General features: G+C 64.9%; 15 protein-coding genes. 3 read left to right on the forward strand and 12 right to left on the reverse strand.

Annotation, left to right across the window (positions count from 1 at the left end; translation table 11 throughout):
• From ACWIE7_RS16990 to ACWIE7_RS17040, 11 genes are all read right to left on the reverse strand, one after another.
• Positions 1–3,596, reverse strand: a 3,596-nt coding sequence (locus ACWIE7_RS16990; RefSeq protein WP_454070038.1) for an Ig-like domain repeat protein, incomplete at its 3' end; no start/stop codon positions are given.
• A 159-nt stretch (positions 3,597–3,755) separates the two neighbouring features.
• Positions 3,756–5,300, reverse strand: coding sequence for an Ig-like domain-containing protein (locus ACWIE7_RS16995; RefSeq protein ID WP_454070039.1), 1,545 nt, complete (start codon positions 5,298–5,300; stop codon positions 3,756–3,758).
• A gap of 283 nt (positions 5,301–5,583) precedes the next feature.
• Entirely contained in the window at positions 5,584–6,813 is a 1,230-nt protein-coding gene (locus ACWIE7_RS17000) for a hypothetical protein (protein WP_454070040.1), read from the reverse strand.
• The gene (locus ACWIE7_RS17005) at positions 6,806–7,411 is read right to left on the reverse strand and encodes a signal peptidase I (RefSeq protein ID WP_454070041.1); all 606 of its coding nucleotides are present in this window, start codon (positions 7,409–7,411) and stop codon (positions 6,806–6,808) included. The genes ACWIE7_RS17000 and ACWIE7_RS17005 overlap by 8 nt, the downstream gene beginning before the upstream one ends.
• A gap of 10 nt (positions 7,412–7,421) precedes the next feature.
• Entirely contained in the window at positions 7,422–8,045 is a 624-nt protein-coding gene (locus tag ACWIE7_RS17010; protein ID WP_454070042.1) for a TasA family protein, read from the reverse strand.
• Positions 8,029–8,679: a signal peptidase I gene (locus tag ACWIE7_RS17015; RefSeq protein ID WP_454070043.1), complete on the reverse strand. Its 651-nt coding sequence runs from the start codon at positions 8,677–8,679 to the stop codon at positions 8,029–8,031. Before ACWIE7_RS17015 ends, ACWIE7_RS17010 begins: the two co-directional genes overlap by 17 nt.
• Positions 8,676–9,227: a hypothetical protein gene (locus ACWIE7_RS17020; RefSeq protein ID WP_454070044.1), complete on the reverse strand. Its 552-nt coding sequence runs from the start codon at positions 9,225–9,227 to the stop codon at positions 8,676–8,678. Before ACWIE7_RS17020 ends, ACWIE7_RS17015 begins: the two co-directional genes overlap by 4 nt.
• A gap of 7 nt (positions 9,228–9,234) precedes the next feature.
• Positions 9,235–9,786, reverse strand: coding sequence for an alternate-type signal peptide domain-containing protein (locus ACWIE7_RS17025; protein WP_454070045.1), 552 nt, complete (start codon positions 9,784–9,786; stop codon positions 9,235–9,237).
• A 180-nt stretch (positions 9,787–9,966) separates the two neighbouring features.
• Entirely contained in the window at positions 9,967–10,617 is a 651-nt protein-coding gene (locus tag ACWIE7_RS17030) for a hypothetical protein (protein ID WP_454070046.1), read from the reverse strand.
• Positions 10,618–11,219: 602 nt separating this feature from the next.
• Positions 11,220–11,948, reverse strand: coding sequence for a hypothetical protein (locus tag ACWIE7_RS17035; protein ID WP_454070047.1), 729 nt, complete (start codon positions 11,946–11,948; stop codon positions 11,220–11,222).
• 153 nt (positions 11,949–12,101) lie between these two features.
• On the reverse strand, positions 12,102–13,745 hold the full coding sequence (locus ACWIE7_RS17040) for an AMP-binding protein (RefSeq protein WP_454070048.1): 1,644 nt from the start codon (positions 13,743–13,745) through the stop codon (positions 12,102–12,104).
• An 80-nt stretch (positions 13,746–13,825) separates the two neighbouring features.
• Between ACWIE7_RS17040 and ACWIE7_RS17045 the strand changes: the two genes are divergently transcribed.
• From ACWIE7_RS17045 to ACWIE7_RS17055, 3 genes are read left to right on the forward strand one after another with little or no spacing between them, the layout of a single operon-like run.
• A complete protein-coding gene (locus tag ACWIE7_RS17045; RefSeq protein ID WP_454070049.1) occupies positions 13,826–14,422 on the forward strand; it encodes a hypothetical protein in 597 nt (198 codons plus the stop codon).
• A 42-nt stretch (positions 14,423–14,464) separates the two neighbouring features.
• Positions 14,465–15,115: a hypothetical protein gene (locus ACWIE7_RS17050; RefSeq protein WP_454070050.1), complete on the forward strand. Its 651-nt coding sequence runs from the start codon at positions 14,465–14,467 to the stop codon at positions 15,113–15,115.
• A 32-nt stretch (positions 15,116–15,147) separates the two neighbouring features.
• A complete protein-coding gene (locus ACWIE7_RS17055; RefSeq protein ID WP_454070051.1) occupies positions 15,148–15,990 on the forward strand; it encodes a DUF1707 SHOCT-like domain-containing protein in 843 nt (280 codons plus the stop codon).
• Positions 15,991–16,345: 355 nt separating this feature from the next.
• Here ACWIE7_RS17055 and ACWIE7_RS17060 read toward each other — a convergent pair.
• Positions 16,346–16,540, reverse strand: a 195-nt coding sequence (locus tag ACWIE7_RS17060; RefSeq protein WP_454070052.1) for an LLM class flavin-dependent oxidoreductase, incomplete at its 5' end; no start/stop codon positions are given.

Raw genomic sequence — 16,540 nt, forward strand, 5'->3', positions numbered from 1 at the left:
GCGTAGTGCGCGGTCACCTGGACGGTGCCGGTCGAGGTCGGCGTCCACGGGCACTCCACGGTGCCGTCGGCCGCGACCTGACCGGTGCACAGCACGTTTGTGCCGTCGCGGAATTCGACATTCACTCCGTCTGTTCCGCCGGTGACGGTGGCCGACAGCGCCACGGGGACGCCGACGGTCGCCTCGGATGCTGTGGTCACGTCGGTGATCCACGTCGCAGCCTTGCCCACGTCGATCGTCACCTCGTCCGACTCCGAGTCGCCGACGGTGGCGTTGCCCGCGTATTCGGCGAACGCTGTCAGCGTCGCCGGCGCGGCGGGCGCCGTCCACGTGGCCGTTGCCTTGCCGTCCGAGATTGCCGGTGAAGCGACCACCGCGCCGCCGACCTTGATGTCGACGGTCTGGCCGTCGGCGATCCCGGTGGTTTTCAGCTCGAACGTGACGCTGCCATTGACCTCGACTGGGCTGGTCGCGGTCAAGGCGACGGTGGACGCGGTCTTTCCCACTTCGATCTTGGTGGGCTGGGCCGAGTGCGACGGGTTGTTCACACCTGCCTCACCGACGTAATGCGCGACGACGTTGAACGTACCCACGGCGTCGGTGTCCCACTCGCAGGTCGCGGTGCCGTCGGCTCCGATCGCATCGGAGCACAGCACCTCCTCCCCGTTGCGGAACTCGACATGCACGCCCTCGGTGCCGTGGGTGACCGTGGCCGCAAGGGTGACTGTGCCGCCCACCGGTACCGAGGTCGGGGTGGCGGTGACCCGCGACGTGTTACTGGAGAGCGCGTCGACCGTGACGGTGAGGTCGTTGGAATCATTCCCGTCGACCGAGCCGAAGCCCGCGTAGCTGGCGCGGATCGTGTAACTCCCGGCTGCAGCTGGGGTCCACTGGTACGAGGCCTGGCCACCGGTGACGGTGACGGTGTCCTCCTCCTCATCATTTACCAGGATTGCCACGGACTGACCGTCGGCGATGCCCTTGGTGACTAGATCCAGCGTCACAGTCTGCCCCGGCTTCACCGACGCCGGGCCCGTCAACGTGAGAACCGGGGTGACCTTGTCGACGGTGACGGTGGTCGTGGCAATCTGCGAGGGCACACTATTGAGTGTCGCGACGGCGCTGATCGTGGCGGTTCCCGCCGGCAGCGGGCCGAGGTCGCAGGTGAAGGTGCCGGCCGCCGTAGCGGTGGCGGTGCACTCCTGAGCATTATCGGGCGTGTAGACCTCCACGAGGGAGCCGGCGGGGGCGGTGCCGGAGACGGTCACGCTCTGGCCGGCGTCGGGGGCGGCCGGGGTCACGACGAGGTCGCCCGGCATGGCGACGGTGCCCTGCCCGACGGTCACCGTGGTGGGGCTCGACGATTGCGAGGCTGCGGTGGCGTCGTCGCCCGCGTAATGCGCGGTGACGTTGACGGCGCCAATCTGCGTCGGGATCCACTCGCACGCCGCGGTGCCGTCGCCGCCGAGTTGTGCGGTGCACAGGTCGGCGGTGCCGTCGCGGAATACCACGTCGGCCCCGAGCGAGCCGCCGGTGACGGTGGCTGAAAGTGTCACCGGTGCGCCGGTTACCGGCTCCGACGAGGCGGTAACGGTGGACGTCTGGGTTTGGGCGAGTCCGACGACGACGTCGAGGACATCCGACTGCGACCCGTCGACGGTGTCCGAGCCGGCGTATACGGCCCGGATCTGGTAGGTGCCGGTGGCCGACGGGGCCCACTCAAGAGTGGCCTGCCCGTTGGCGACCACGGCCGTACGGTCCTGGTCGCCCGTGCCCGTGCCCGTGACCGTGCCCGTGCCCGTGAAGGTGATGATCTCGCCATCGGCGATTCCGCTCGTGGCGGCCGTCAATGTTGCCGTCTGGCCGACGCTGGCCGAGGCGGGTCCGTCCAATGTGATCGAAGACTGCTTGGCTCCGACGGTGATGGTGGTGGCCGAGGGCGAGTTCGACGGGTTGGTGTCGCTGGTGCCCATGTAGTGGGCGGTCACCTGGTAGGTGCCGGGGGTGGTGGGGGTCCACATGGCAGCGGCGCCACCTAGTGCGGAAAGGCTGGCCGACGTCAGCTTGTTTCCGTCGGCGTCCCGGAACTCGATCATCTCACCTGCGGTACCACCGGTGACGGAGGCTTTGAGCTGCATTTGCTGGCCCACCGTGCCTGCCGCGGGGGCGTCGACCACGGAGACGGTGGTCTGCACGAGTCCCACGGTGCCGGCGACGGGGTCCGAGGTGGACGATGCGTAACCGGTCGATCCGGCGTAACGCGCGGTGAGGCTGTAGGGCTGGTTGGCCTGCCTTGCATTGGGGATCCAGTCAATGCTGGCGGTGCCACCGGACAGGGTTGCAGTGCCTATCGGCTGGCTACTGTTGAAGAATTCGACCGTGTGGCCGTCGTTTCCGTAATTGACGGTTGCGGTCAGGGTGCTGGCCTTTTCGGGCACGGGGTCCGGGTCAACCGCAAGGGTGGTGGTAGTTTGCTGGATCCGTTCGGTAACGCTGACGCTGACCTGAATCGACCGTGATTCCTCAACGGTGGTTGAACCCCGGTAGAATGCCTGGATTCCGTAGGTTTCTTCCGCGCTAGGAGTCCAGTCGTTGTAGACGGCGGTGCCACCGGCGACAATCGCGGTACCGACTTCGTGACCGTTGACTTGGAACTCGATGGACTCCCCGTCGGGGATGCCAGCTGTGGTAGCTGTGAGCGGAACGGGGGTGTTTACGAAGGCGGGCTGTGCTGCCGCGATGGAGAGCTTTGATGAGATCTTGCCGATCTCGACGCTCGCCGTTGCCGGACCAGCCGGCTTCGCGATAGCGTTGCCAGCGAATGACACCGCAACATTCTTGTTCCCGATGGAGTCGAACGAACGGGTGAAGGTAGCCGAATTCCTGTTCACCGTGGCGGTGGCGGACCCTTCGCCGTCGCCGCTGATGTCCACGGTCCCGCCGTCTCCGATTCCGGCGGTGGTGACGGTGAACGTCACGCCCTGATCGACGACTGCGGAGGTGGGCTCGGCTGCCAGCGCTACCGAGGTGACGTCCTTCTGGATCTGAATGTACGGGCCGCCGTTGAAGACGCTAGGCAAGAGATTCTGATCGCCGCCTAGGTCTCCGCTGACATGCGAGGTCGATTCGAGATTTGACTCACGGTCACAACTGCTTGTCACGATGTAGTCGAATTCAAAAGTAACCGGACTGTCCCATCCGGAGCCGGCGCCAAAAACATCTCGCCGGCCAGACCAACGGACGAAACCCATTCCCGGCACCTCATGGTCGTTAGCGACGACTTGGGGAGAGAATTGTTTACCATCGATCTTCGCAGAGCCTTCGACATACTCCAAGCACTCCGGATGCAGATCCTTGTACGCAAAGAGGGCAGCGGTCCACACACGCCGTTGAACTTCCGCCTTGACCGTTACCGTGTCACCGACCTTGGGCGACGTGTTTTCAATCGTTCTTGTGATTTTCCAATTCTTACTCGGGCTACCGTACTCGTGCGACTTCGAGGCAGCACTGGCGGCTGCATTTCCCGTAATGATCAATGCACCAGCCATCACCAGCGTCCCCAAAAGCGCTACTGGCTTTCGCAACCTGTTCTTCATGTGTGCCCCTTCCCCCGGGCGTCATCTAATGTGTGGCCGGGTCGGCCACGTGTAGCAGAACGGCGGGGCGAGTTCCGCCCCGCCGTTCTTGTGCTTCTGGCGCCCACTCGATGCCCTGCATGCCGCGGCACAGCGAGAACATCGGTTGGGACTTCGTCGTCAGCTACCGAAGTTGCTCAGCGAGCCGAGTGAACCGCCGGTGTTGCCCGCATCGCCGGAGCCGGTCAGCGAGCCGAGGCTTCCGGTATCCGGATCGGTCGGAGTCGGTTCCGGGTCCGGGTCGGGCTCCGGATCCACGAGGACGGGTGCGACGAACACCTGCGGGGAGGTCTGAGAGGACAGAAACTCCTCGTGCCCGGAGTAGACGACGCGGATGGTGCGGTCACCATCCGTGCTGGGGGTCCAGTTCACCGTCGCCTGACCGCTTCCATTGACTCCAGACGTCCCGATCAGAGTCGATCCGTCGTAGAAGGAGACAGTCCCACCGGTCACGTCACCGCCAACTGTCGCCGATAGCGCGATTTGCTCTCCCACCCGGGCGTTAGAAATTTCCGCCAGTGTAGTGGTGGTGGGAACGGCATCCGGGTCGGCTTGGGCCACCATCACATTGGTCGCCCCGCTCGAAGAATTGACCCCGGTGCGTCCGGAGAAGTCGGCATCGATGGTGCGATCACCTGCGGTCTGCGGAATCCATTCGATGGTCGCGGTGCCGTCTGCACCGACGGGCGCCGAACCGATCTCGGCGTTGTGATCTCGGAAGCTGACAGTGCCACCGGCTTCAGCCGGAGAAACCGCCGCGGTTAGCTGCGTGGCCAAGCCGACCTTTGCGCCCGCCGCGGCTTCGACCGTCACAGTGGAATCGACGTTGGCTCGCGAAACGGTCACCGTCCTGGTGTAAGCGGAGCCGCCGTGGGTGCCGTTCTGCCCGAAGCTCGCCCGGACCACGATGTTGCCTGCATTCGTCGGGGTGTAGGGCAGCGCAGCCTGGTTGTTGTTTACTACCGCCACCCCGGCAGGCACACCGTCGATAGTGAATGCGACCTCGCTACCGTCAGGGACGTTCTCGGTGATGACGTTGAACGTTAGCTGCTGATTGACCTGCGGGTTGACGGGATTGGCCAAGAACACCGAAGTGCTCAGGCGCTTGACGTTGATCGTCGGTCCCATAGATCTCGAGCTGGAATCACTACTCCGCAATGTTCCGTTCCACGCCATCCCACCCGTTCCGACACTGTTAGCCGCATCGCATTTAACGATGTACTGCGCCTCAAGCTCCAAAGGATCAGACACCCGCGGGCTGAACTGAGCACGGACAGTGGTTGCAGACGGCGGAGCAAACTCGCCGGGCCTGGAGCTCGGGGTCTCCCAGTCCCCACGCCAGGCCTTCCAGCGCGCGGTCCCAGGGACGTATTCCATGCAGTCGGGAGTCACATCTTCGATCCAACTATGGGTGTTCCCGACCCATCCACCCCGGCTGTCAATGATCCTTGAGAGGACAGTGACGGTGTCGCCATACGTGACCGAGTTCGGGCTGACGATGCGCTCGAAATCCATATTCGTCGTACTGACCAATCCCGTGTACCGGTCATACGCTCTGGCGTCCTGCGCCGACGCCACCCCTGCTCCGCCCACGACGAGCGCAGCGCCTGCCATCGCGGTGGCGCCCGCCGCGGCGATTACCTGCCGGATTGAAACTTGCTTCATTAATTCCCCTCGTCTTTGAACTCATTTGATGCCGCTCGGCGCCTGGCCAGCAGCAACCAGCCCCACATCGTGTGACATAGCTAACATTAAGTGATGCGCCCCGGAAAGAAAAGTCTTACCGTTCCGCCATCCAGCTTGGGCGCGCGCGCCCCCATTACCCCTGCACTACACAAGAATCCGCCGTCAAACACCATGCGTCACATAAGCTTAGTTGTTTCACAGGCATCGGTGGTATTCGCCGCGCACGCAGCGTTCCGGGCTCGGCACGCGTTGCAGTGTCCCCTCAGGTCAGCTCGCAGGTTTCCAGGTCCACGGGCGTAATTCGGCCGGCAATGGTGATGCTGAGCGTGGCGCTGGCGCTCTGGATTCTGGTCGCACCGTCTACTTCAGCTCGGCACACCTCGCTGCCGCCGCGAGTGACAGTCAGGTGTGGCTGCCCGTCAACGTCCTCGAGTCGGGCCTGAGAGGTGCCCACCGCGATCGGACCGCCCCCGACTCTGGCCCAGGTCGGAGCCACCGTGGTGGTTGTGGCGGGGTTCGACGACGGCGACGACTCCACACTCGTCCTCGGACCAGCCTCATTGGTGGTCGGCCCGATCGGCGAGGGGACGGTAGCCGGTAGCGAGGTGGATAGTGTGGTGGGCTTTTCGACTGCTCTAGTGGTGCTGGTGTCGGACGCCGAGGTGGACGAATTCGACTGCGTGGTGCTGGACGTCGCCTCGCTGGACGTGTCCTCGCTGGTCTGCGGGGTGCTGGGCGGCGCGAGAGTCGGAGTGGACGATGCCGTCTTCGACGTTGTGGGCTTGGCCTCGATTGCTACCTCCTCCAGGGAGGTCAGCTCATGGTCTTCGGGCAGGTCACCCAAGAGGTCCGAGTTCTCACCGAACAGTCCGTCAAAGAACGAGACACCCGGCCCCATACTGAACGGCTTGCGCCCATCCGGCGTCCACTCGTATTCGTCCTCCCACGGCTCGTTTCCGACACTTGGCCCGCTGGAACCGCTGCACTGTGTTCGATCGGTAGTCGTGCTCCACGATTCTGCGGCCTGGGGCGCAGTAGTGAAGCCGGATGACACAGCTGGACCATTGATAGTACGAACCCTGATCCGATAGGCCCAGTTCGCGACGGGAAACGCAGTTGAATATGGAGCAACTACATTCGGCAATCGTGTCCCCGGGGCATCCACAATCTTAGAGGTGACCACGCCAGTATTGCTATGAACCAAATCGACCTGGTATCCGGTTGCTCCCTCAACAGGCGCCCAATCAATTCGTGCGCGTCGGTCAGGTAACCAGCTACCATTCGGATCCGTAGTACATGTCACCCAGTCAGTGAGCGGCGTCGGGAAGAAGTTCTGCGTCGCCAATCCGGCCTTGGCCTCGCGGACCTCGACGTCCTGCGCAAGTGTGCCCGTGGCCTGCGCCATCCCTACAGCCATCACCAGCGCGCCGGCCACCGCCACAGCGCCGCGAAGAGAGATCGCCTTGGCCCGGAGCTGCTGAAATCTACCCATTACGGGCCTCCTTCTTCTCGCGCACAGGTGCGCCGATACCTTCGGAATCATCGCTCGAAATGTGCCCGCATTGCGGCGAAACCCGAGTACGACCAAATGCGATAACCGCTAATCCCCCGGCGAGCATTCCGCCAAGAAAAATGGACACCGGATTGGATAGCCATGCCACGACATAACCCAAACCGTTGACGTGGAAGAGTACGCGATCGGCCTCACTGATCAGATACGGCACAGGGTCCTGCGCGGCATTAGCATCACCGCGCATGATCATGGACACCTCGCCGTCGTCCTCAAACTCCAGGCCCGTGACGCGGTGGGTGATACGAACCCCAGTCGGGTTAATCACGCTCACCACATCACCCACCTTCAACCGCTGCGCCGGAACAGTTTGCGCGAACGCCAACGCACCGGTATTGATGGTCGGCGACATGGACCCGGACTGGAACACCAACGGCCTTATGCCCAGGAACATCGACAATGCGGCCGCGACGATGCAGATCAATCCGACTATCGCGCCGATGTTCAGCGCCCACTCGCGCGCCCGGGACGGGGTCCGCTGCTCGTCGCGGGTATTCGTGGGCTGATCGGTCGATGCCATCTCACAGCACCTACGCCGCGGTCGCGGTGAACTTGAACGTCACGCCAACCCGCGACATCCGGCTCGCGATGGGCGGATTATCAGCAATCTCTGCCTGAATGCAGTAGTCGTGCGTGGTCTCACCCGGTAGCTGCACACCAGACCGCAGGCTGGTGGGGCCATGTGACGGCCCGGACTTGGTGCTGAACGGTGGATCGGAGCACGTCGCACCGTCGACCGTGCCTCCAGGATGAAGGCTCACCGTCATGTTCTCGCGCAGGCTAGCCGCATTGCTGCGCGCCTGGTTGCCGGTACCATCTTGTTCAGTCAGATCGGCCATGAGCAGCTCCACTTTGTAATCAAAGCCGGTGGAGCCGTTGTTCTGAAGGGGGAACGCCCTCGCCACGCTCTGACCGCGGGCGAGGTTGTCCACCTCAAACTCGAACTTCTCAGGCTGGCCGTCAATAGTCAGGCTGACCGTGTCTACGGTGCTAAACAGGCCGGTCTGAGCCGTCACCGTCTGCGACCACTGAGCCATCGTTCCCACAGCACCAAGGCCAAAGACCATACCCATTGCGAGCGCCGCACGCGTCCGGGTCCAGCCGGACTCGCGCCAGCGATAGTCGCGCCGCAGGTTCCTACGCAGAGTCGTCATGTCCGGCCCCTACTCCCTCAACACTGTCGATCGGGCGCTTTGACACGCCTGGCCCCTTCTTCTCTCGGGACCGGTCTCGCAGACCACTTCCGAACATCCACACCGCGTACACTCCTAGGCCACCGACTGCGACCATCACCAGTCTCTGGCGGCTATCGCCGGTCATCGCATTGTTGACATAGCCCAGATAGGGCACGGAGTACCAGAGCCGTCCTCGAACCTGCTCGGCCACCAACATGTCCTTGTCGGGAATGCTGTTGGCGTCGCCATGGGTCCGGATCCGCTGCCGGCCCTGCGCGTCGTAGACCACCTGCGTGATGCGGTGGGTATTGACGGCCTGGTTGCCTGATTCGATCTGGAACGTGATGACGTCCCCGGCGTGCAGCTCCTCTGGCGGTACCGGCTTGACAACGATCAGCGAGCCCGGCGAGAGCGTGGGTTCCATCGACCCTGTGAGCACCGTGTACGGCGTCGCCCCGGACACCCGGGGCACCACCACCAGCGCCGCCAGAACCGCCGCCGCCGCGAGCAAGAGAAACCAGGACACGATGGTGCGGATCCACCACCACGCCCCGGTCTGGTACTCACCCTGCGCAGGCGCCTCCTCAGCGGGCCGTTCCTCGACCGACGTCATGGCTGAATCGCCTGCGTGGCCTCGAACGTGAACGTCACGTCGCCCGATTGCTCCGGTTCCGAGTCCTCGCCCATCGTGACGCGGAAACACAGGACCTCCGATGCCCCTGAGGCAAGCGGGCGGTAGGCCTCGAACACCGCACCCGAGATCGGACCGTCATAAAGCGGCGATCCCACGGTGCCCTCCGAGTCCGGACATCCGGACTCGGAGGGCACCGAAGAAACCCGGAGCGAAAGCGGGGGGGCGTTTTCACTCGGCGTTGCCTGGGCAAGCCGATACTGCAAACTCGTTGTTCCCTCGTTGCTCACATACAGTGGCTTCTGAACCACTTCACCGCCCACCATGTCAGTGCCGGCTAGCGCATCAAACAGGAAATCACTCACCTGGTCGACGCCGTCGCCGACGGCCAGAGTTAGATTTCCGGAGTTCAACGTCGCGCCCTCATTGGTCGCAGAATCACTCCACAAAGCTCCCGTCTGTTGCACGAACAGAACTGACACCCCCGCGACGGCGACCGCCGCGAGAGCCCAACGATGATGAACGGCCATCAGACGATCAGCCTTCGCCAGCGCCGTCGCCGCCGCCCGCCGGGAGAACCTGCTCGAGCGTGATGGTCGAACTGGCGAGCGACGCGGACTCATTCATGCCTTCATCTCCCTCGACCACCTTTGACGGGTCGAAGGTGATGACGGTGGTCACCGTATAGGTTTCAGGGTTGGCACTCGGGGTGATGTTGTCGATGTCGTCGGGAGATGTCGTCTCGACCACCAGATAAGGCTTAAGACCGCCGTCGAGCCCGCCGATTTCCGACGTCAATGCAGCGACGAGGTTGGTGCCGGACAACTGGACCTGGTAGTCGGCCGTGTATTGGACCACGTCTCCCGGGACGATCCGATCCGTACCTGGAACGAATGTCTTACCCGTATTTACGCCGTTTCCCCACGTCCATTCACCCGTTTCGCCTCCCGTAATCGCCAAGTTTCCGGCAGTGACCGTGCCACCACCGATGTTCGCCTCATCACTCCACGCCGCATACGTTCCGGCACCGCCGGCAAGTAGCAGCGCGGCCGCGCCGAGGGCGATAGCCCCCTTGGTGTTCTTCTTCATGATTCCCCCTCAAGGTGATCGGTACCGTGCGGCGAATCCGCCCGGACCAGCGGTGCGATGTCGCCGGCCACGGGCCATCTCATCGCTCGTACAGGGCAGACTCAGGTCTGCCGACGGTCAACAGCTGGCGCTGATGGCCGAGTTCAAGAGCCCCGGGGATCCGGGGCAGGATGTGGACTTCTATCCGAAGCCCAAGGAGGGACTGCCGAGCGAGCCGAAACCACCGCTCGAACCCGACGAGCCACTCGAGCCCGAGGACCCCGACGACCCGCTCCCCCCGGAGGAGCCGATCGAGCCAGAGTCGATGGAACCGCTACTCCCGGACGAGCCCGACGAACCGGCGGAACCCGAGCCACCGCCGGAACCCGGACGCTCCTGCAGAGTGATCCCCCAGTCCGGCGTGATTCGAGCCGATTGCTCGACCTCGCTTGAGGGCACGCCCACGTTGAGAGTCAGCAGCACGGACTCACCAGCAAGCAACGAGAACTCACTCATCAGAACGCCAGGCCCGAGAGCCTGCGCCACCGGCAGAATTCGCGTGTCTCCTTGCACCCCGTTGACGTCGACCCGGAACCACGCACTTCCGCGATCGATGGACCAGTTGCCGAGATAGACCTCGCCGTCGACTGCCGCATCGCCCGGCACCCGAAGATGGAACGACGTCGAGTTGGGCGAACCGCCCGGGACCGTGATCGTCGTGGTGTCCCAGGGGATCGAATCCACGCCGCCCCACACGGCCCCGTCGGCGGAGTACTGCTGGCGCTGCCTATCAATGGGCACCGACTCACTGGGGGCCGCGGTGGCCATGCAGCCCGCCGCGAAGAACGACACGACGGTGGCCGCAACGGCAATTAGGGGTCCGCGACGACTCGTCAGGCGAGGAGCGCACTGCGGCAACAAGGCGGGCATAGCCAGTAACCTAGCTCACACCTAGGCGCACGTCCAGACTTACATCACTTTTTCTTCATTCGATTCAGATGCTGGGTTCGGGTCGATTGCGACCCGGTCAGTACAGCTCAAACGGCAAAAGGAGCGCGCGAGAGCTGTGCCTCTCCCAGAGAACCTGAGACTTAGCTTGCCCATTGACTGACTACCGATGAGCCGCAACTTATATCGCTCGACCTGGGCAGCTGGGCCATCCTGCCGTTCGAACGCTCGCACAAAGGCACGAAAGTATTCCGGGATCACCAGAGCAGGGGGGCCACGAAAGCCTCTCCAGCCGGCGCCTTTCCTTGGTGGCGGCTCGACAGAGGTCACGAAGCGATTGCGCATCCCGACGCAACACTTCGCTGTCGCACCTCGGCAGCAGGATCGCCCGCCCTCGTGAATCGACGCCCCGCAATCGCGTCGGCCACGAAAAATGAAGCGCCCCGGGCCCGCAGTTCACCGAAGTGAACGGCGGGCCCGAGACGAGAACCCTGAGATGCGAGGACTCAGCTGAGTCCGATGAGCTTACCCAGGTTGATCTGGTTGATGATGTCGGCGATAAAGCCCGCCGGATCGGAAGAGATCTGTGATCCAGCCGAGCCGCCGTCTGCCGAACCCGTGGCAGACCCTAGGCCAGCGCCGTCAAGAGAACCGGTCACCACTTCCGCAGCGTTCTTCTCGCGGACCTTGACGCAGACGCCCACGTCTTCGTTGACCGTGTCACGACCCGAGCTGTAGCCAGCAATCATCCCGCTCGGAACCTTGAGGAGCTCTCCCGGCTTAGCGTCGTCCGCGACCTTATACGTGAATTCCGCGCTAAGGGTTCCCCCCGCCACCGACCAGCCAAACACGTCATTATCGTTGCGAACGGTCGCGCGCGTAGGACTCTCGGTGTCGAACCTGTGGTTCTGCGTCTCTACGTACTTGATGCCGGTCCACGCCCGCACCGACACGTTCTGGATCTCCAACTTCTCAGGATGAACGTCGGTCAGACGCTTCACGCCGACTACGGGAGCTGGACCCGAAACAACCTCCAACTTTGCTACCACCGTGCCCCCTGGCGCAGCTTCCGCCACGGAGACCTTCTTGTTGTAAGTCCACGTGCCGTCCTTAAAAGACGCGCTCTGCTTACACTCTTCGGCCGCGTTTGCGATCGCGGGCGCGACAACGCCTACCCCGGTACTAGCGATGGCGGCGGTCGCCGCGATAGCGGCTAGACGACGAACAGTTGTCAAGGTGACTCCTTACGGTGATGGGCGCAACTTAAGACGCGGGCCCGCGAAGCGCGCCTCGAGTTCCCCCCGATGTGACGCGCGCCATAACAGTATCAGTCATTCTTTACCTAGGGGGCTCCTCCACTTGCTGGAAAAGAGACGTAGAGCGCCGCACTACTTCGCGTCCGCCCAGTACGGATCCTTGAGCGTGCGCTTAACCAGCTTGCCGTTGGCCTGCCGCGGCAGCTCATCCACCACGTCGATGGTGCGCGGCATCTTGAACTTGGCCAGCCGTCCGGCAAGGTCCTCGAGGATCTGTGCCTTGAGCTCGTCGGACTCGTCAAAACCCTCGGCCAGCTCGATCACGGCCTTGACCTCCTCACCCCAGTCCTTGTGCGGGATCCCGAACACAGCGGCGTCGCGCACCGCCTCATGCCGCGTCATCTCTGACTCGATTTCGGCCGGGTAGATGTTCACGCCGCCGGAAATGATCATGTCGTTCTTGCGGTCGCACAGGAACAGGTAGCCGTCGGCGTCGACATACCCGATGTCGCCCATGGTGAACAGCTCGCCGACATACGTCTTGGCGGTCTTCTCGGCATCCTGGTGGTACTCGAACTTGGAACCGTGCATCTGCAGGTACACGTTCCCGATCTCGTCGGTGCCCAGCTCGTTGCCGTCGTCGTCGAGAATCTTCAACGTCGTGGTCTTCCATGGTCGCCCCACGCTGCCGGGCTTGCGCAGCCACTCCTCGCCGGTGATGGTGCAGCCGCCGCCCTCGGTGCCGGCGTAGTACTCGGTGAGCACCGGACCCCACCAGTCGAGCATCGCCTGCTTGACGTGCCTGGGACACGGTGCCGCGCCGTGGACGATCGTGCGCAGGCTCGACACGTCGTACTTCGCGCGCACGTCCTCGGGCAACTCGAGCAGCCGCGAGAACTGGGTGGGCACCATGTGCGACTGCGTGACACCGTGCGCGTCGATGAGTCGCAGCATCTCCTCGGGCGTCCACTTGTCCATGAGCACCACGGCCTGGCCCAGGTTGAGCGAGATGGTGACGAAGTTCAGCACGGCAGTGTGGTACAGCGGCGAGCCGCAGATGTGGACGTTGTCCGGCGCGTGAATGTTGAAGCCGGCGAAGAAGTAGTAGTTGGGCACCGTCACCTGGTCGGGGCTCGCGCCGGTCAGCGGCCGGCGCACGCCCTTGGGGCGGCCGGTGGTGCCCGAGGTGTAGAGCATCGGGGCGCCGAGGGTGCGATCTGTCGGGAGCGACGACGACGAGGCCTCCCCCGCCCCACCGTCACCCGCGGCCGGAGCGGCCAGCTCGGCGAGCGGACGGAACCCGGGCACGTCGCCGATCGCGTAGCAGCGGGCCATGTCGAGTCCGGCCTCGGCCGCGGCGACTCCTGCGACGTCGGCGAACCGCTGGTCCGCGATGAACACCGTCGAACCGGAGTTGTCGATGATGTACGCGACCTCGGGGCCGGTGAGATGCCAGTTTGCCGGCGCCACGTAGAGGCCGATCTCCAACGCGGCGTAGTAGACCTCGAGGAACTCGAGCGAGTTGGGCGCCAGCAGCACGATGCAGTCACCGGTCTTCAGGCCCAAGTCCTGCAGTCCGCGGGCGTAGCCGTGGGCGGCGCCTGCGAGCTGGCCGAAGGTCACCTGGCGGCCGGGCTGGTCGGCGGAGCCGCCCTCGATCACTGCGACCCGGTCGGGCTCGGCCTCGGCGATCGAATAGACGCTGGTCACGTGCTCGCCGGTCCGCGGGTCCAGGATTCCGGCGTCGGCGGGGACGGTAGGCGTGGGTGCACTCATGCGCCCCACGATAGAACGTGTTCTATCTCAGTGGCGGTCTTTCTTCCCGACGAACCGATTCAGCCCTCTACGCTTCATCGATGGGTTCCTGTCTTCGTCGACGCCGGTGTCTCGCCGCCGCGTTCGCCCTCGTGCCGGTCCTGGTCCTGTCCGGCTGCGGGCAGGAGTCATCGACGATCGCGGCCGATCACACGACCGCGTCCGGTGCTGTCACCTCCAGCACGGCCGCCGCCAACACCGACGCCGCCCCTCTCTACGAGGACGTGGCGCCCCTTCTCGACTCGGTTCGGGACGAGTTCGGAGAGGTCCCGGTGATCGTCCTCTATCTCTTCTCCGACCACGCGTTACTGACGCACGCCGACCCGTCCCCGACCCGTACCTCGGTCCTGCGCAGCACCTACCGGGACGGGGCCTGGGTCAGCCCGACTCGCGACTCCCGACCGTCTCCCGGACGGCACCTGTCGCTGGACGAGATCAACCCCGACACCGTCAGAGCGGCCGTCGAGGCAGCCCCCGGCGCGTCCGAGCTGACCGACCCGCAGATCGACCACGTGGGGATCGGTACCGGCGACACCGGCGAGCAGGAGTACGTGGTGTCGTTGACCGCGGACGATGGCGACGGCTCCGTCATCTTCTCCCCCGACCTCCGCGTCCTGGAGATTTCCGTATACCGCTGAGACCGGCCCGATAGAGCCAAGTCGCCGCCTAGTGTTGAGCTCATGTCCTGTGCCCCGAGCGCCCGCCGCCGTGCTGCAGCCGGTTGCGCGCTGCTCACGACGTTGATCACGGTCCTGACACTCACAGCGTGCAGCGCCGACGATCCCGGGGACAGCCCTGACACGACCGCCGCCGCGCCGGCCACCGCCACAGCTGCCACCGTCTCCACCACGACCGCCACAGGGACCGCCACCATCGACGGCGAGCCCGCCGACGCCGCGGCCCTCGCGATCAGTGACGAACTCGCCGCCTCGCTCACGTCGGCGGCCGACGAGTTCGGCGACGTAGAGGTCGATCTGCTCCTGGTCTATGCCGATCACGTGAGCCTGTTCTACGTGGATCCGGTCGATCCGGGCACCAGACACCGCACGGAGTTGCGTGACTCGACCTGGTCGGACCCCACCCGCGGCCCCAGGCTGGACACCGCGCCGCCCCTGCCGCTGGACGCGATCGACCCGGTGGTGGTCCGCTCCGCGATCGAGGCCACTCCGGCGCTGCTCGGCACCGAGGACGCACAGCTGAGTCACGTGTCCATCTATCCGGACGACGGTGGCCGGGCCGAGTACCTGGTCGCGTTGGCCACCGGCGGCTCGCTCGGCAACGTGACCTTCGGCCCCGACGGCCAGGAGCGAGAGGTCGAGGCTCCCAGGTGATCTGACCCGGCCCGGCGGCTACGCTCTCGCTCATGGCGAAGCACCGTAACCGCGCATCCGACGCCCAGCGCACCGCCGTCCAGCAGGCCCTCGACGAGGCCTTCGCGGCGGGCCGGCTCGACCATTTCGAACACTTCGAGCGCATCCGGACCGCCACCAAGGCCAAGTACATCGACGAGCTACGCCCGCTCGTGGCCGACTTGCGCGGCGGTGACGACGACCTGGGATTAGACGGCGATGACGACGACAACGCCCCCACCAACTCCGCATACACCGGTTGGGATGCCCGTCGCCGTGAAGACCTCAGCCACGCGAAGCGGGGATGGACGATCGGGATCGCGGTCGCGGTGGCGGTGCTCGCAATAGCCGGCGGGGCGATCGCCGCCTCCGTGACGGACGGTTCGTCGAACGCCGGCACAGACGAGGTCGGCCCGGGCCTCCTGCACACCGAGAACGGGGTCACCCGCCTGCTCGCCGAGACCGAATCCGAGTTCCCCGCCCAAGAAATCGACTCGATCCTGATCTACGGCGAGTACGCCACCCTCTCGCAGCAGGACCCGGCCGATCCACACAAGCGGATCACGCATGAATTCCGTGGCGGATGGGAGGAGCGGCGGTTCGATCCGATCCAGGCCGACGCAGATCTCACCGTGAGCTCGATCGACGCCGCCGACGTGATGGCCGCGATTACCGCCGCCACCGGTGTTCTCAAACTCGACCCCGACAAGACCGTCATCAGCCATGTCCAGGTCTCGGCTGACGCGCTCGGCGACCCCGAATTCCGGGTCTCGGCCTCCGAGGGCAAGTACGGCGACCTCGGCACCGCCACCTTCGGCCCGGCTGGCCAGGTCCGCGAAGTCACCCTCCCCGACTGACGAACTCGCGCACACGTGATCCGAGACCTCGGGTCGGAGTCCACCGCTCTGATGACCGCGCCCTCCCCGCGCGGCCTCCCCGTTCGCCCTCCCCCGCGCGGTTGCAAGACATGGCCGCGCGATTGCCCGACATCTGGTGCGTTTTTCGGGCCGCTTTTCGTTCCCCGGTCTTGCAACCGGGGAGCTATGTCTTGCAACCAGGCGTGGGGCGCGAGTCCCGGGCGGCAGGGCCGAGGGCCGGGCGCGCATGTCAGTCAGGCCGGCGGCGGGGCCGGGCGCGCATGTCAGTCAGGCCGGCGGCGGGGCCGGGAGAGCGGGCGCGACGGACGAGCGGGCGCGACGGCCGCCGCTGTGCTCAGTCGATCAGCCGCGCGATCCGCTCGATCTCCTCGACCGACCGCGCTGTCACCACCAGCATCGTGATGCCGGCGGCCTCCCACTCGGCGATCTGCTCACGCACCTGCGCCTCGTCGCCGATGATCGCCGTGGCCTCCACCATCTCGTCCGGCACGGCGGCCGCGGCCTCGTCCTTGCGGCCGGCGCGGAACAG

The sequence above is a fragment of the Dietzia sp. NPDC055343 genome (assembly GCF_053645265.1).

Coding starts and splice junctions, on each gene's coding strand:
- ACWIE7_RS16995 (WP_454070039.1), bottom strand. CDS start 5,300: ATGAAGCAAGTTTCAATCCGGCAGGTAATCGCCGCGGCGGGCGCCACC.
- ACWIE7_RS17000 (WP_454070040.1), bottom strand. CDS start 6,813: ATGGGTAGATTTCAGCAGCTCCGGGCCAAGGCGATCTCTCTTCGCGGC.
- ACWIE7_RS17005 (WP_454070041.1), bottom strand. CDS start 7,411: ATGGCATCGACCGATCAGCCCACGAATACCCGCGACGAGCAGCGGACC.
- ACWIE7_RS17010 (WP_454070042.1), bottom strand. CDS start 8,045: ATGACGACTCTGCGTAGGAACCTGCGGCGCGACTATCGCTGGCGCGAG.
- ACWIE7_RS17015 (WP_454070043.1), bottom strand. CDS start 8,679: ATGACGTCGGTCGAGGAACGGCCCGCTGAGGAGGCGCCTGCGCAGGGT.
- ACWIE7_RS17020 (WP_454070044.1), bottom strand. CDS start 9,227: ATGGCCGTTCATCATCGTTGGGCTCTCGCGGCGGTCGCCGTCGCGGGG.
- ACWIE7_RS17025 (WP_454070045.1), bottom strand. CDS start 9,786: ATGAAGAAGAACACCAAGGGGGCTATCGCCCTCGGCGCGGCCGCGCTG.
- ACWIE7_RS17040 (WP_454070048.1), bottom strand. CDS start 13,745: ATGAGTGCACCCACGCCTACCGTCCCCGCCGACGCCGGAATCCTGGAC.
- ACWIE7_RS17045 (WP_454070049.1), top strand. CDS start 13,826: ATGGGTTCCTGTCTTCGTCGACGCCGGTGTCTCGCCGCCGCGTTCGCC.
- ACWIE7_RS17050 (WP_454070050.1), top strand. CDS start 14,465: ATGTCCTGTGCCCCGAGCGCCCGCCGCCGTGCTGCAGCCGGTTGCGCG.
- ACWIE7_RS17055 (WP_454070051.1), top strand. CDS start 15,148: ATGGCGAAGCACCGTAACCGCGCATCCGACGCCCAGCGCACCGCCGTC.